Consider the following 13,477-nt stretch of genomic DNA (forward strand, 5'->3'; position numbering starts at 1 on the left):
CACCTTGGCTAAACTGGCACATTCCCTGTCGAGAAACTGCCCATCATGCTCCGTCTACTGTTCTGGATTGCCGTCATTGCTGCCGCAGTATGGTTCTGGCGCAAATTCAAAAGCCCAGCCGCCAAACAGCAACGCGCCAGCGAGCCCGACGCCGCCTTGATGGTGCGCTGCGCCCACTGCGGCGTACACCTGCCGCAGAATCGCGCACTGAGCTCACGCCAAGAGTGGTATTGCACCCAGGCGCACCTGGAGCAAGGGCAGAAGTCTATCCAGCGTTGATCCGACCGGCGGGCGCATAGGGCGCCGGGTCGATGATCGGTGTACGCCCCAGCAACAAGTCGACAAACAACTGGCAGGATGCCGGGGCGAGCACCAGACCATTGCGGTAATGCCCGCAATTGAGCCACAGCCCTTTCACGCCAGGGACCTCGCCGATATAAGGAATACCTTCCGGCGAACCGGGCCGCAAACCGGCCCAGTGGCCCACAACCTCGGCGTCCGCCAACGCGGGAATCAACTCCACAGCTGACGCTTTGAGGCTTTCCAGCGCCGATTCGGTCGGGGTCTTGTCGAACCCTTCATGCTCCAGCGTGCTGCCGATCAGAATGTGCCCATCCCGCCGCGGGATCGCATAGCGACCTTTGGCCAACACCATGCTCGATAAGAAATCCGACGCGCATTTGTACAAAATCATTTGGCCTTTGACCGGTTCTACGGGCAGTGACAAACCCAACGTGCCCAGCAACTCCCCGCTCCAGGCACCGGCAGCCAGTACGACCTGATCGCCAAGAACCTGCCCCGCAGCCGTGTTCACACCCACTACGTCTTCACCCTCAAGAACAAACCCAGCCACTTCGCACTGCTCATGGATGGTCACGCCGGGCAGCGCCAACAACGCCGACTTGAGGGATTTAACCAGGCGCGGGTTGCGCACATTGGCCACGTCCGCCATGTAGATCGCCTGGGAATACCCCCCGCCCAGCACCGGCACCGCATCATGGGCGGCCGACACATCAACTTTGCTCAGTGGTCGGCCTTCGCGTGCAGCCCAAGCCAGTGCCTCGGCCTCATCATCCAGGTCCAGCCAGTACAAGCCTGTGGTATGAACCTCTGGATCAATACCGGTGGCGGCGAACAATCGCTGCGCCAGTTGCGGGTAAAAATCCTGCGACCAGTGGGCCAGAGCAGTGACCGCCGGGCTGTAGCGCCACGGATACAGTGGCGAAACAATTCCGCCACCCGCCCAAGAAGACTCCTGACCGAGGCCCGAACGCTCCAGCAGCACGACGGCCTGCCCTTGGGTGGCCAGGTTGTATGCCGTCAACAACCCGATTACTCCACCACCGACAATCACCACTTGCTGTTGCTTAGCCATCATTTGATCCAGCCGATAAAAAGGGAAAAGCGCACACGGCGCCCAATCATCCAGCACTCTCATCATTGCCCCCAGCACGCCTTGCGCGACATTTCAGGTGCCGCGCCCGGGTTGCTGCGCACACCCGAGCTGGTCAGGCTAAAGGCACCGCAAGGGTCGCCCACCATGACCGAGTCGACAACAGGCGTAGCCACCAGGCGAAATTCCTGGGGGTTTAATGCAGCGCTGATTCTATAGCGATCATTGCCCGCACTGACGCCGCGTGCATCAATAAAAGTGCCGTTGCGCGTGTAAAAACGCTCCAGGTAGTGCACTTGCTCGGACAACAACGCGACGATTTCTGCGCGATAGGCTTTTTTTACATGGCCGGTGTACCCGGGGTAAGCAATCCCGGCCAAAACCGCGATGATCGCTACAGCGATCAGTAACTCGATCAGGGTAAAACCTTGGCAATCCTTGCCCATTGATACGTACCTCATTGAAGTTGTCGCCATAAAACCCGACGAAATCGCGGGCCTGCCTCTTCGTTCACCTGGGCATACACCGTTTCCAAGACCGTGCGCGATTGGCCACTGAGCCCAACCGCCGTCACGCGGTACAACGCTGCAGCCGTTTGCGGCGGTAAACCCTCCAGCCCTATGCTCTGCCCCAGCGATTGAATGCCATACAAGCCGCCAGTCAAGGCAAACCAGCTGACCGCTGAAACAGGATTCGCCCCAACGCCCATTACCGAAAACGACTCCCCCGGCGGTGCGCAGGTACTGATCGACTTGCACAACGGCAGCACCACCCCTACGCGCCGGACAATCGACTCCCCAAGCCGCAAGCCGCTTTCGGCACTTTGAAATGATTGGTTGCGATGCCAGACGCCGCTGGCGATCTTTTGCTGGGACACGGCCCCTTGCATCGAGGCCAGGCCGATCAGTGACAACACCAACAAAAACACCAGACTAATTAGCAGGACCATGCCCGTCTGTCGCCGATAAAAGCAGTGATAGCTCTGCATGGTCGCCCTACCCCAACCGATTACGCAGCGCCGCCACGACACTGTAGGCCTGATCCTGAGCACGCCCGGTCGGGTCTTGCAGCGTCATCTGTATACGTACGCTACGTATCAGCGACTCGTCAGCCGGGCTGGGGTCATAGCGCACGACCTGAGTCGAACCGGGTTTGGCCGCTACACCAAAACTGATGTCGAGCGCCTGTACGTTATCGACCAGCACCGTCCTGGCGGGCGTTGCGGGCGTGCTGATCTTCAATTGCCCTGCTTCAAAGGTGTAGGTGAGCTGGCGTATCGCAAACCGAATTTGGCCGGGTGCTGGCGGCGGCGAGCTGCCCGCATAGGCTTGGGCGGCGCTGGTGCAGTCGGAGAGTACCGTCCAATCAGGCTTGCCACCCTCACTTGCTGCATCGGCGGTGACCACCGTCAATGACTTGGAGCTGCCTGTGGCACTCCACCCAACCGGTCGATCAAAGACCGTTGGCGCGTTATCGATGTAGGCCGTCGCCAAGCAGCCAAACATGCCCGCCTGGCGAATATCCTGAATCATCTTGCCTAGCACAAAGCGCGCATCATCCTGCAGCAGCATGGCGGCCTGCTGACTGGCGTGGGTAATCCGGGCACTGATGGCTACTTGGCTGACACCGAGTATCAGCACCAACCCGACTGCCAGCGCCAGCAACAGCTCCACCAGGCTGAAGCCCCGCGAAAGGCGACTCATTGCGTCACCCCCAACTCGCCGGCAATGCGACTGGTGAGGGTGAAGGTTTCTCGCGCTCCACCGGTGTTCGCGCTTCTGGCGTCATCCCAGGTAATGCTGACGGTTACCTCGCTGCCGCTGACCACCACGGAACCTTTGGCGCTGGCCCCAGCGAACCCGGCGATATTGGCTTCGAAATCATGCAGGTCCACGTCACGCACGCTGGCGCTGGAGGTAATGGGCGGTGCACCTTCAGTTCGGCCCCATGAGTAATTGACACCCGAGTTGGCGCGAACCCGGTCCAGCATGTCGTAGGCAATGAAACTGGCCTGGCTGATCATCCTTGCACCGTCGGTGTACTTGAGCGCATTGAGCTGAATCACCGCCGCACCCAGCAGGCCAACCGCGAGAATCAGTACCGCCACCAGCACCTCGATCAACGTCATGCCGGATTGGAGCCTGGGTAAAACACAGGCAGCGTGTGTGTTCGGGTAAGCAAGCATTACCGTCGTCATCCCTGTCGAAGGCCGAAAAAAAGCAGGAAAACCCTGCTGTGCGGCCCAAGACTAGCGCCGGTTTTTGACTCGTGCTGCTTCCGGAATAAAGGGAAATACTTTGGACATAAAGGCCATCATCCACCACCAGGACCGAGAGGCTATACCTATGCCTGTCACCGGCAACACTGACCACGTCCACGGAGGGACGGCACATGAGACAACACGGATTCACCCTGATCGAACTGCTGCTCAGCCTGGTTCTGAGTGGCATCCTGGCGAACCTGGCAATACCAGGTTTTAAAGGTTTGCTTGAATCGCAGCAGCGACAAACTGCTGCGCAGGCCCTGGCCGGCGGGCTGCGCTACGCACGCACCGAGGCCATTGCACGCAATCGTGCGGTGGTCATTTATGCGCGGGATGAGGACTGGAGCCAGGGATGGCGGGTGATACTGGACGAGAGCGGGCGCGGCAACCTGGACGACGACAACCCGGTACTGCTGGAGCGACAGGACAGCGGGCGAATACCGATCGTGGGCAATGGGCCGGTGAAAAGCCAAGTGCGCTTCAGCGGGTTGGGCGAGCCGATATTTTCAGCGGGAGGTTTCCGCGCGGGCACCGTGCATGTGTGCGACGCGGACAAGGCGCAAAGCCTGTTTCAGGTGGTGCTCGCGCCCAGTGGACGCATCAGCCTGCGCAGTGAGGCCACCGAGCAGGCGTTGTGCCGGAATGATTCCGGCACCTTTGCACTCACAGCAGCGAGCGAACCCGCAGTTCCTTGGGCATGGAGAACGTGATGTTCTCTTCACGACCGGCCAATTCATCGGCACCGGTGGCGCCCCAGGCCTGCAGTTGCTGGATCACACCACGCACCAAGACTTCCGGAGCCGAAGCGCCGGCCGTAATGCCGATACGCTCAACACCGTCGAACCAGCTGCGCTGCATGTCTTCGGCGCCGTCGATCAGGTACGCCGGTGTGGCCATGCGCTCAGCCAACTCGCGCAAACGGTTGGAGTTGGAGCTATTAGGGCTGCCGACCACCAGCACTACATCGCATTCATCGGCCAGTTGCTTGACCGCGTCTTGACGGTTTTGCGTGGCGTAGCAGATGTCATCTTTGCGCGGGCCGCCGATGGCTGGGAAGCGCGTGCGCAGGGCATCGATCACACGACTGGTGTCGTCCATCGACAACGTGGTCTGCGTGACAAAGGCCAACCGCTCGGGGTTTTGCACCTGCAAGCTGGCGACGTCTTTTTCGTCTTCCACCAGGTAGATGGCGCCGCCATTGCTGGCGTCGTATTGGCCCATGGTGCCTTCGACTTCCGGGTGGCCGGCGTGGCCGATCAGGATGCATTCACGGCCGTCGCGACTGTAACGTGCGACTTCGATGTGCACCTTGGTCACCAGTGGGCAGGTGGCGTCGAATACTTTCAGGCCACGGCCGGCAGCTTCGGTACGCACGGCCTGGGAAACGCCGTGGGCGCTGAAGATGACGATAACGTCGTCCGGCACTTGGTCGAGCTCTTCGACAAAAATGGCACCGCGTGCGCGCAGGTCTTCAACCACGAATTTGTTGTGGACAACTTCATGGCGCACGTAAATCGGCGGCCCGAAGACTTCCAAGGCGCGATTGACGATTTCGATCGCCCGGTCCACACCGGCGCAAAAGCCACGGGGGTTGGCGAGTTTGATTTGCATGCTGTGCCTCGTGTCTTGCAGGGCAAGAAATTGGATCATTGCAACCGCAGGCGCGGCTGGTCTCTATTTAACAACACGAATCAAATGTGGGAGCGGGCTTGCTCGCGAAAGCGGTGCGTCAGCCAACATATTTGCTGAATGTGCCTCAGCATTCGCGAGCAAGCCCGCTCCCACACTTGCTATGTTTCGTCAGTTAGAGCGCTTTAACGTCGAAGATTTCAACGTCAAACGTCAAGGTTTTACCGGCCAGCGGGTGATTGAAGTCGATGGTCACTTGCGCGTCATCAAAGGTTTTCACCACACCGGGCAGCTCGGTATTCGCCGCATCGTTGAAGATCACCAGCAAGCCTTCCGACAGGTCCATGTCTTGGAACTGCGAACGCGGGATGATCTGCACGTTTTGCGGGTTGGGCTGGCCAAAGGCGTTTTCCGGCAGGATCTGCAGGGTACGCTTGTCGCCGGCCTTGAAACCGAACAGGGCCGCTTCAAAACCCGGCAGCAGGTTGCCATCGCCCACCTTGAAGGTCGCCGGGGCTTTGTCGAACGTACTGTCGACCGTGTCGCCATTCTCCAGGCGCAGTGCAAAATGCAAAGTGACTTCCGTGTTCTGGCCGATGCGTTGCTCAGCCAATACCTGATCAGTCATTGACGGTCTCTCCGGTTTTCTTACTTTTGAACATGTCCAACGCCAGCATAATTGCACCGACGGTGATGGCGCTGTCGGCAAAGTTGAACGCCGGGAAATACCAGCGGTTCTGCCAATGCACCAGGATAAAGTCGATCACATGGCCCAAGGCAATGCGGTCGTACAGGTTGCCCAGCGCGCCGCCCAGCACCAGGGCCAAGGCGATAGCCAGCCACGTGTCATCGCGGCCCAAGCGTTTGAGCCAGACTACCAACACCGCACTGACCACCACGGCGATCACGGCGAACAGCCATCGCTGCCAGCCACCGCCATCAGCGAGGAAGCTGAAGGCGGCGCCGGTGTTGTAGGCCAGGGTCCAGCTGAAGTAGTCAGGAATGACCACGATCTGCTGGTACATCTGTAAGGCGCCTTCGAAATGAGCCTTGCTGAGCTGGTCGATAACCAGCACCAGCACGCTCAGTACGAGCCAGCCCAGACGTCCGAAACGGCTGGCTTTAGGCATAATGGCGAACCTCGCCGGCACCGCTGATGTTGTCGACGCAACGACCGCAGATTTCCGGATGCTCAGGGTTCATGCCAACGTCTTCACGGCAGTGCCAGCAACGCGCGCACTTAGGGAAGGCCGACTTGACCACTTGAAGCTTGAGACCAGGCACTTCGGTAGCCACGGCGTCCGCTGGCGCCTGGGCAAACGGTGCAAGGCTGGCGGTCGAGGTGATCAACACGAAGCGCAGTTCGTTGCTCAGTTTGGCTAGGTCGGCGGTCAGGCCTTCCTCGGCAAACAGGGTGACTTCGGCCTGCAAGTTGCCGCCAACGGCCTTGGCCGCGCGCTGCACTTCCAGCTCCTTGTTCACCGCAACTTTGACGGCCATCACGCCTTCCCAGTACTCGCGGCCCAGTTCGAAGTCTGCCGGCAGTTCGGTCAAGCCTTCGTACCAGGTGTTGAGCATCACCGATTCGTTACGCTCGCCCGGCAGGTATTCCCACAGCTCATCGGCGGTGAAGGCCAGGATCGGCGCGATCCAACGCACCAGCGCTTCAGAGATGTGATACAGCGCGGTCTGCGCCGAACGGCGCGCCTTGCTGTTGGCGCCGGTGGTGTACTGGCGATCCTTGATGATGTCGAGGTAGAAACCACCCAGCTCCTGCACGCAGAAGTTGTGGATCTTGGAATACACGTTCCAGAAGCGGTATTCGCCGTAGTGCTCCTGCAACTCACGCTGCAGCAACAGGGTACGGTCCACGGCCCAACGGTCCAAGGCGAGCATTTCCTCGGCTGGCAGGATGTCGGTGGCCGGATTGAAACCGGTCAGGTTCGACAGCATGAAGCGTGCGGTATTGCGGATACGGCGGTAGGCATCGGCGCTACGGGCCAGAATCTGGTCCGACACGGCGATTTCGCCCGAGTAATCGGTCGAGGCCACCCACAGACGCATAATGTCGGCGCCCAAGGTGTCGTTGATCTTTTTCGGCTCGATCACGTTCTTCAGCGACTTGGACATCTTGCGGCCCGTCTCGTCGACGGTGAAGCCGTGGGTCAGCAGTTCGCGGTACGGCGCGTGGTTGTCGATGGCGCAACCGGTCAGCAACGACGAGTGGAACCAGCCACGGTGTTGGTCCGAGCCTTCCAGGTACAGGTCGGCACGCGGGCCGGTCTCGTGGCCCATCGGGTGCGAACCGCGCAGCACGTGCCAGTGAGTGGTGCCGGAGTCAAACCACACATCGAGGGTGTCGCTGATCTTGTCGTACAGCGGCGCTTCGTCGCCCAGCAGTACGGCGGCGTCCAGTTTGAACCAGGCTTCGATGCCTTCCTGTTCAACGCGCAGGGCCACTGCCTCCATCAGTTCGACGGTGCGTGGGTGCAGTTCGCCGCTTTCCTTATTCAGGAAGAACGGGATCGGCACGCCCCAGTTACGCTGACGGGAGATACACCAGTCCGGACGGTTGGCGATCATCGAGTGCAGGCGCGCCTGGCCCCAGGCCGGTACGAATTGGGTGTCTTCGATGGCTTTCAGCGAGCGCACACGCAGGGTGTCACCGCTGACCGGCTCTTTGTCCATGCCGATGAACCACTGCGCGGTGGCGCGGTAGATCAGCGGGCTCTTGTGACGCCAGCAGTGCATGTAGCTGTGCTTGATGGTTTCGGTTTGCATCAGCGCACCGACTTCACGCAGCTTGTCGATGATCGACTGGTCGGCCTTGAAAATGAACTGGCCGCCGAAGAACTCCAGCGAAGGCGCATAAACGCCGTTGCTTTGCACCGGGTTGATGATGTCATCGTTGACCATGCCGTACTTCTTGCAGATCACAAAGTCGTCCACGCCATAGGCGGGCGAGCAGTGAACCACGCCAGTACCCGAACCCAGCTCAACGTAGTCAGCCAGGTACACCGGCGACAGACGGTCATAGAACGGGTGACGGAAGTTGATCAGTTCCAGCGCGGTGCCGGTAGTGGTGGCGATCACCGAACCTTGCAGCTCGTAGCGAGCCAGGCAGGCCTCCACCATTTCCTCGGCCAGCACTAGCAGGCGATCACCGACGTCCACCAGGGCGTAGGTGAATTCCGGGTGCACGTTAAGCGCTTGGTTGGCCGGGATGGTCCACGGGGTGGTGGTCCAGATCACGATGGCAGCCGGCTTGCTCAGGCTCGCCAGGCCAAAAGCCCCGGCCAGCTTGGCGTCGTCGGCGATCGGAAAGGCCACGTCGATAGTCGAGGACTTCTTCTCTTCGTACTCGACTTCCGCTTCGGCCAGGGCCGAACCGCAGTCAAAGCACCAGTTCACGGGCTTGAGGCCCTTGAACACGAAACCGCCCTTGACGATTTCGGCCAAGGCGCGGATTTCCCCGGCCTCGTTCTTGAAGTTCATGGTCTTGTACGGGTTGTCCCACTCGCCCAATACGCCCAGGCGGATGAATTCGGACTTCTGCCCTTCGATTTGCTCGGTGGCGTAGGCACGGCACAGTTCGCGGGTTTTATCCGCGCCCAGGTTCTTGCCGTAGGTCACTTCGACTTTGTGTTCGATCGGCAGGCCGTGGCAGTCCCAGCCCGGGACATAAGGTGCGTCAAAACCCGAAAGGGTTTTGGAGCGCAAGATCATGTCCTTGAGAATTTTGTTCAGCGCATGACCGATGTGAATCGTGCCGTTGGCATAAGGAGGGCCGTCGTGCAGGACGAATTTCGGACGATCCTTGCCAATTTCGCGCAACTTTCCGTACAGGCCAATACTGTCCCAGCGCTGCAGGATCTGCGGTTCGCGCTGTGGCAGGCCGGCCTTCATTGGGAAGGCGGTGTCCGGAAGGTTTAGCGTGGCTTTATAGTCGGTCATTTAAGGCTCTTCGGTTAGCGATGGGCGCTAGGTGCGGCTAGTGCACGGGCGGCGGCGACATCCGCATTGATCGCCGTTTTCAACGCCTCAAGTGAGGCGAAACGCTGCTCTTCACGCAGCTTCTGGTGGAAAACCACCGTCAAACGCCGGTCATACAAATCACCGGCAAAATCCAAAAGGTGAACTTCCAGGTGGGCCTTGCCATCACCTGCAACCGTGGGCCTGACGCCTATGTTGGCGACTCCCGGCCACGATTGGCCGTCGATGTCGACACTCACCAGATAAACCCCGGTGAGCGGTACACGACGGCGCTTGAGTTGCACGTTGGCGGTTGGCGTGCCCAGTTGGCGCGCCAGCTTCTGGCCGTGCAGTACCCGCCCGGCAATGCGGAACGGGCGACCGAGCAAACGCTCAGCCAAGGCGAAGTCGGCAGCGGCCAGGGCGTTACGCACCTGGGTACTGCTCACGCGCAGGCCGTCCAGTTCGACGGTTTGCGCGGCTTCGACGGTAAAACCTTGAATCACACCAGCGTGCTGCAGGAAATCGAAATCGCCGACGCGGTCGCAACCGAAGCGGAAGTCGTCGCCGACTTCCAGGTGCTGCACGCCCAGGCCGTCCACCAGGATACGGTCGACGAACTCGGCGGCGCTGAGGCTTTGCAAGCGCTGGTTGAAAGCCAGGCAAAGCACACGGTCCACGCCCTCTTCGGCCAGCAACTGCAACTTGTCGCGCAAGCGGGCCAGACGTGCCGGCGCCGTTTCCGGGGTGAAGAATTCCCGTGGCTGTGGCTCAAAAATCACCACGCAGCTGGGCACGCCCAACTCGACCGCACGTTCACGCAGCCGGCCCAGGATAGCCTGGTGGCCACGGTGAACACCGTCAAAGTTGCCAATAGTGGCGACGCAGCCCCGATGCTCGGGGCGCAGGTTGTGGAGACCTCGAACCAGCTGCATAACGCGCTTCTTGCTCATAAAGTGGTCGATTATAACCACACCCAGCCCCGGACGACAGGCAACAGCGCAGGCCAAATGGATCGAATCGATAAAACAACCGTTTTATCGCCGGAAAGTCTCTAGCTCAGCGACTTGCGATTGAAATCCCGCAGGCGAAAACCCTGCAGCAGCAACATCCCGAAGTACACCACCACACCGGCGACCACCAATACACCCAGGCGCAGGAAGCGCTCCAGCATATGGCCTTGGTCCCAGGCCGGCATAAAGTGCATCAGGCCAAGCAATACCGCCGACATGGCTGCCACCGCCACCACCAGCTTGAGCGCAAACATGCCCCAGCCTGGCTGCGGTTGGAACATCTGCTGCTTGCGCAGTTGATAAAACAGCAGGCCGGCATTGATGCAGGCACCGACGCTGATGGCCAGGGCCAAGCCGGCATGGGCCAGCGGGCCGATAAACACCAGGTTGAGCAGTTGCGTGACGATCAGGGTGAAAATCGCGATTTTGACCGGCGTGCGGATGTTTTGCTGGGCGTAGAAGCCCGGAGCCAGCACCTTGATCACAATAATGCCGAGCAGGCCGACGGAATAAGCCACCAGCGCGTGCTGGGTCATCAATGCATCATGTGCGTCGAATTGGCCGTATTGGAACAACGCGACGGTCAGCGGCTCGGCCAGGATCCCCAGCGCCAGGGAGCACGGCAGCACCAGCATAAAGCACAGGCGCAAGCCCCAATCGAGGATGCGCGAGTACTCCTGGCGGTCCTTGCTGGCATAGGTGCGCGCCAGGGTCGGCAGCAAAATCGTGCCCAAGGCCACGCCGAGCACACCGGACGGTAACTCCATCAGGCGATCGGCGTAATACATCCACGACACGGAGCCTGAGACCAACAACGAGGCGAACGCGGTGTTGATGATCAGGGAGATCTGACTGACGGAAACCCCGAGGATCGCCGGCAGCATGTTGCGCATCACGCGCCATACGCCGGTGTCTTTGAGGTTCAGGCGCGGCAGCACGAGCATGCCGATCCTTTTAAGGTGCGGCAGCTGGTAGAGCAACTGCGCCAGGCCGCCGGCCAGCACGGCCCAGCCCAGGGCCATCACCGGCGGGTCGAAGTACGGCGTGAGGAACAGCGCAAAAATAATCATGCTGACGTTCAGCAAGGTCGGCACGAAGGCCGGCACCGAAAAGCGGTTCCAGGTGTTGAGGATCGCCCCGGCCAGGGACGACAGGGAAATCAGCAATATATAAGGAAAGGTCACCCGCAACAGATCAGTGGTCAGCGCGAATTTTTCCGGGGTGTTGGCAAAACCTGGCGCAGTGGCCCAGATCACCCAGGGCGCGGCGAGCATGCCGGCGATGGTCACCAGCATCAGCACCAGGGTCAGCAGACCCGAAACGTACGCAATAAAAGTGCGGGTCGCCTCTTCGCCCTGCTGGGTCTTGTATTCGGCCAGGATCGGCACGAAAGCTTGGGAAAAAGCCCCCTCGGCGAAGATCCGCCGCAGCAGGTTGGGCAGTTTAAAGGCAATAAAGAACGCATCCGTGGCCATGCTGGCGCCAAAAATACGCGCCAGCAGGGTGTCACGCACGAACCCTAATACCCGGGAAATCATCGTGATAGAGCTGACGGCAGCCAACGACTTGAGCAGATTCATTGAAAGAGTTTGCGCCTATAGATAAAGAGCAGGCGAACTAAGCGCCCACTTATGCGATACTGCGCGCCTGCAACAGCACAGAGCCAAAGCTCGCGAGTTTACAGGTCAAGCGCCGGAAATAAATCACCCGCCTCTTCAGATCGACCACTCAGCAGTTCGCATCAGCCGCCCTTGACAACCCATCAAGTCATCGGCATGATTCGCGGCCTATTTTGTTTGCTATTTCCTAAAAAGTCTTTCGAGGAGCTCGACGGTGGCCAACACACCTTCCGCCAAAAAACGTGCAAAACAGGCTGAGAAGCGTCGCAGCCACAACGCCAGCCTGCGATCCATGGTTCGTACCTACATCAAGAATGTAGTTAAAGCCATCGACACCAAAGACGCTGAAAAAGCCCAAGCTGCTTACGTTCTGGCCGTGCCAGTTATCGACCGTATGGCCGATAAAGGCATCATCCACAAGAACAAGGCCGCTCGTCATAAGAGCCGCCTGAATGGCCACATCAAGGCTCTGAACGTCGCTGCAGCAGCCTAAGTGGTAATAACTGCCGCGTAGCCTAGGTTACGTAACAGTTAAGAAATGCCCCGTACCGAAAGGTCCGGGGCATTTTTGTTTGTGCCTCATATAGACGGCGCGCGCAGTTCAAAATGTGGGAGCGGGCTTGCCCGCGATAGCGGTGGGTCAGTGACATATAAGGTGGCTGACACGCCTCCATCGCGGGCAAGCCCGCTCCCACGCGTGGGCCGCGGGGTGTGAGATAGATATTTTCAAAAAAAAAACGCCCCGAACCAGTCGGGGCGTTTTTGCTAGCAGCTGATTAAACCATCAATCAGTGCTGGTGACCGCCTTCACCGTGAACGTGGCCGTGAGCAACTTCTTCTTGGGAGGCGTCGCGGATCGCAACGATCTTCACTTGGAAGTTCAGACGCTGGCCAGCCAGTGGGTGGTTACCGTCGACAGTCACGTCGTCGCCGTCCAGGTCGCGGATGGTGACGATCTGCATTTGGCCGTCCGGCGCGGAAGCGTGGAACTGCATGCCCACTTCCAGTTCGTCAACGCCTTCGAACATGCTGCGGCTCAAGGTGCTGACCAGTTCGGCGGAGTATTCGCCGTAAGCCTCTTCAGGTTCTACGGCGACGGTCAGTTCGTCACCGACGTCCTTGCCTTCCAGAGCCTTTTCCAGGCCCGGGATGATGTTACCTGCGCCTTGCAGGTAGACCAGCGGCGCGCCGCCGGCGGAGCTGTCGATGACCTCACCAGCGTCGTTGGTCAGGGTATAGTCGATGGAGACAGCCTTGTTAGCGGCGATCGTCATGGGGCGAGACCTTTTGCATAAGAATGAAGAACGGACAAGTCTAAACAAGGATTTGCCCGAAAGCGAACACAACCCGGACAGACGGGGTCGATCAACGGCATCCTTCATCATCGGCTTTCGCCAGGATGACGACCAGCACTGGGTTGCCGAGCTGTCCTGCGGCCACACCCAACACCTGCGCCATCTGCCGCCCTGGCAGTCCCGCGCCTGGGTACTCGACCCCGCGCAACGCGTTGAAAAAATAGGCCAACCCTTTGCGTGCGGCTGGTGTGCGCAAGAGCACGAATAACGATAACCTTGGTGCCTGATTCCCG

At 59.7% G+C, this 13,477-nt stretch carries 16 protein-coding genes; 4 read left to right on the plus strand and 12 right to left on the minus strand.

Going from position 1 to position 13,477, the window contains the following annotated elements; genetic code table 11:
* Nucleotides 1-45: 45 nt before the first annotated feature.
* Nucleotides 46-279 carry a PP0621 family protein gene (locus tag ACI77I_RS18310; RefSeq protein WP_406998111.1) on the plus strand — a complete coding sequence of 78 codons (234 nt, stop codon included), beginning with the start codon at nt 46-48 and terminating at the stop codon, nt 277-279.
* On the opposite strand, the gene thiO is transcribed toward ACI77I_RS18310, so the two are convergent.
* The 5 genes from thiO to pilV form a co-directional block, all read right to left on the minus strand.
* On the minus strand, nt 266-1,375 hold the full coding sequence (gene thiO, locus ACI77I_RS18315) for a glycine oxidase ThiO (RefSeq protein ID WP_263274488.1): 1,110 nt from the start codon (nt 1,373-1,375) through the stop codon (nt 266-268). The two genes, ACI77I_RS18310 and thiO, sit on opposite strands and share 14 nt — an antisense overlap.
* Before the next feature lie 62 nt (nt 1,376-1,437).
* Nucleotides 1,438-1,839: a type IV pilin protein gene (locus tag ACI77I_RS18320; RefSeq protein ID WP_263275082.1), complete on the minus strand. Its 402-nt coding sequence runs from the start codon at nt 1,837-1,839 to the stop codon at nt 1,438-1,440.
* 11 nt (nt 1,840-1,850) lie between these two features.
* Nucleotides 1,851-2,342, minus strand: a complete 492-nt coding sequence (locus tag ACI77I_RS18325) for a PilX N-terminal domain-containing pilus assembly protein (RefSeq protein WP_406998112.1) — start codon at nt 2,340-2,342, stop codon at nt 1,851-1,853.
* Between the two features lie 46 nt (nt 2,343-2,388).
* Entirely contained in the window at nt 2,389-3,096 is a 708-nt protein-coding gene (locus ACI77I_RS18330) for a PilW family protein (RefSeq protein ID WP_406998113.1), read from the minus strand.
* Entirely contained in the window at nt 3,093-3,578 is a 486-nt protein-coding gene (pilV, locus tag ACI77I_RS18335; protein ID WP_406998114.1) for a type IV pilus modification protein PilV, read from the minus strand. Before pilV ends, ACI77I_RS18330 begins: the two co-directional genes overlap by 4 nt.
* Before the next feature lie 206 nt (nt 3,579-3,784).
* Here pilV and ACI77I_RS18340 point away from each other — a divergent pair, with 206 nt between their 5' ends.
* The gene (locus ACI77I_RS18340) at nt 3,785-4,366 is read left to right on the plus strand and encodes a GspH/FimT family protein (RefSeq protein WP_094948931.1); all 582 of its coding nucleotides are present in this window, start codon (nt 3,785-3,787) and stop codon (nt 4,364-4,366) included.
* Here ACI77I_RS18340 and ispH read toward each other — a convergent pair.
* The 6 genes from ispH to murJ form a co-directional block, all read right to left on the minus strand.
* Nucleotides 4,320-5,267 carry a 4-hydroxy-3-methylbut-2-enyl diphosphate reductase gene (gene ispH / locus ACI77I_RS18345; RefSeq protein ID WP_406998115.1) on the minus strand — a complete coding sequence of 316 codons (948 nt, stop codon included), beginning with the start codon at nt 5,265-5,267 and terminating at the stop codon, nt 4,320-4,322. The genes ACI77I_RS18340 and ispH overlap by 47 nt on opposite strands.
* Nucleotides 5,268-5,460: 193 nt before the next feature.
* The gene (gene fkpB / locus ACI77I_RS18350) at nt 5,461-5,898 is read right to left on the minus strand and encodes an FKBP-type peptidyl-prolyl cis-trans isomerase (RefSeq protein ID WP_174244855.1); all 438 of its coding nucleotides are present in this window, start codon (nt 5,896-5,898) and stop codon (nt 5,461-5,463) included.
* Nucleotides 5,899-5,905: 7 nt separating this feature from the next.
* The gene (lspA, locus tag ACI77I_RS18355) at nt 5,906-6,415 is read right to left on the minus strand and encodes a signal peptidase II (protein ID WP_094948929.1); all 510 of its coding nucleotides are present in this window, start codon (nt 6,413-6,415) and stop codon (nt 5,906-5,908) included.
* Nucleotides 6,408-9,239 carry an isoleucine--tRNA ligase gene (ileS, locus tag ACI77I_RS18360; protein WP_406998116.1) on the minus strand — a complete coding sequence of 944 codons (2,832 nt, stop codon included), beginning with the start codon at nt 9,237-9,239 and terminating at the stop codon, nt 6,408-6,410. The genes lspA and ileS overlap by 8 nt, the downstream gene beginning before the upstream one ends.
* 14 nt (nt 9,240-9,253) lie before the next feature.
* Nucleotides 9,254-10,192 carry a bifunctional riboflavin kinase/FAD synthetase gene (gene ribF / locus ACI77I_RS18365; RefSeq protein ID WP_094948927.1) on the minus strand — a complete coding sequence of 313 codons (939 nt, stop codon included), beginning with the start codon at nt 10,190-10,192 and terminating at the stop codon, nt 9,254-9,256.
* A gap of 119 nt (nt 10,193-10,311) precedes the next feature.
* Nucleotides 10,312-11,850, minus strand: a complete 1,539-nt coding sequence (gene murJ / locus ACI77I_RS18370; protein ID WP_242154289.1) for a murein biosynthesis integral membrane protein MurJ — start codon at nt 11,848-11,850, stop codon at nt 10,312-10,314.
* A gap of 253 nt (nt 11,851-12,103) precedes the next feature.
* Between murJ and rpsT the strand changes: the two genes are divergently transcribed.
* Nucleotides 12,104-12,382, plus strand: coding sequence for a 30S ribosomal protein S20 (gene rpsT, locus ACI77I_RS18375; protein WP_003171647.1), 279 nt, complete (start codon nt 12,104-12,106; stop codon nt 12,380-12,382).
* A 295-nt stretch (nt 12,383-12,677) separates the two neighbouring features.
* Here rpsT and ACI77I_RS18380 read toward each other — a convergent pair whose 3' ends face one another.
* On the minus strand, nt 12,678-13,163 hold the full coding sequence (locus ACI77I_RS18380) for a peptidylprolyl isomerase (protein WP_406998117.1): 486 nt from the start codon (nt 13,161-13,163) through the stop codon (nt 12,678-12,680).
* Between ACI77I_RS18380 and ACI77I_RS18385 the strand changes: the two genes are divergently transcribed.
* A complete protein-coding gene (locus ACI77I_RS18385) occupies nt 13,162-13,452 on the plus strand; it encodes a DUF3565 domain-containing protein (protein ID WP_406998135.1) in 291 nt (96 codons plus the stop codon). The genes ACI77I_RS18380 and ACI77I_RS18385 overlap by 2 nt on opposite strands.
* Nucleotides 13,453-13,477: the final 25 nt, after the last annotated feature.

It is taken from the genome of Pseudomonas sp. D47 (assembly GCF_045447305.1).
Lineage (GTDB): Bacteria > Pseudomonadota > Gammaproteobacteria > Pseudomonadales > Pseudomonadaceae > Aquipseudomonas.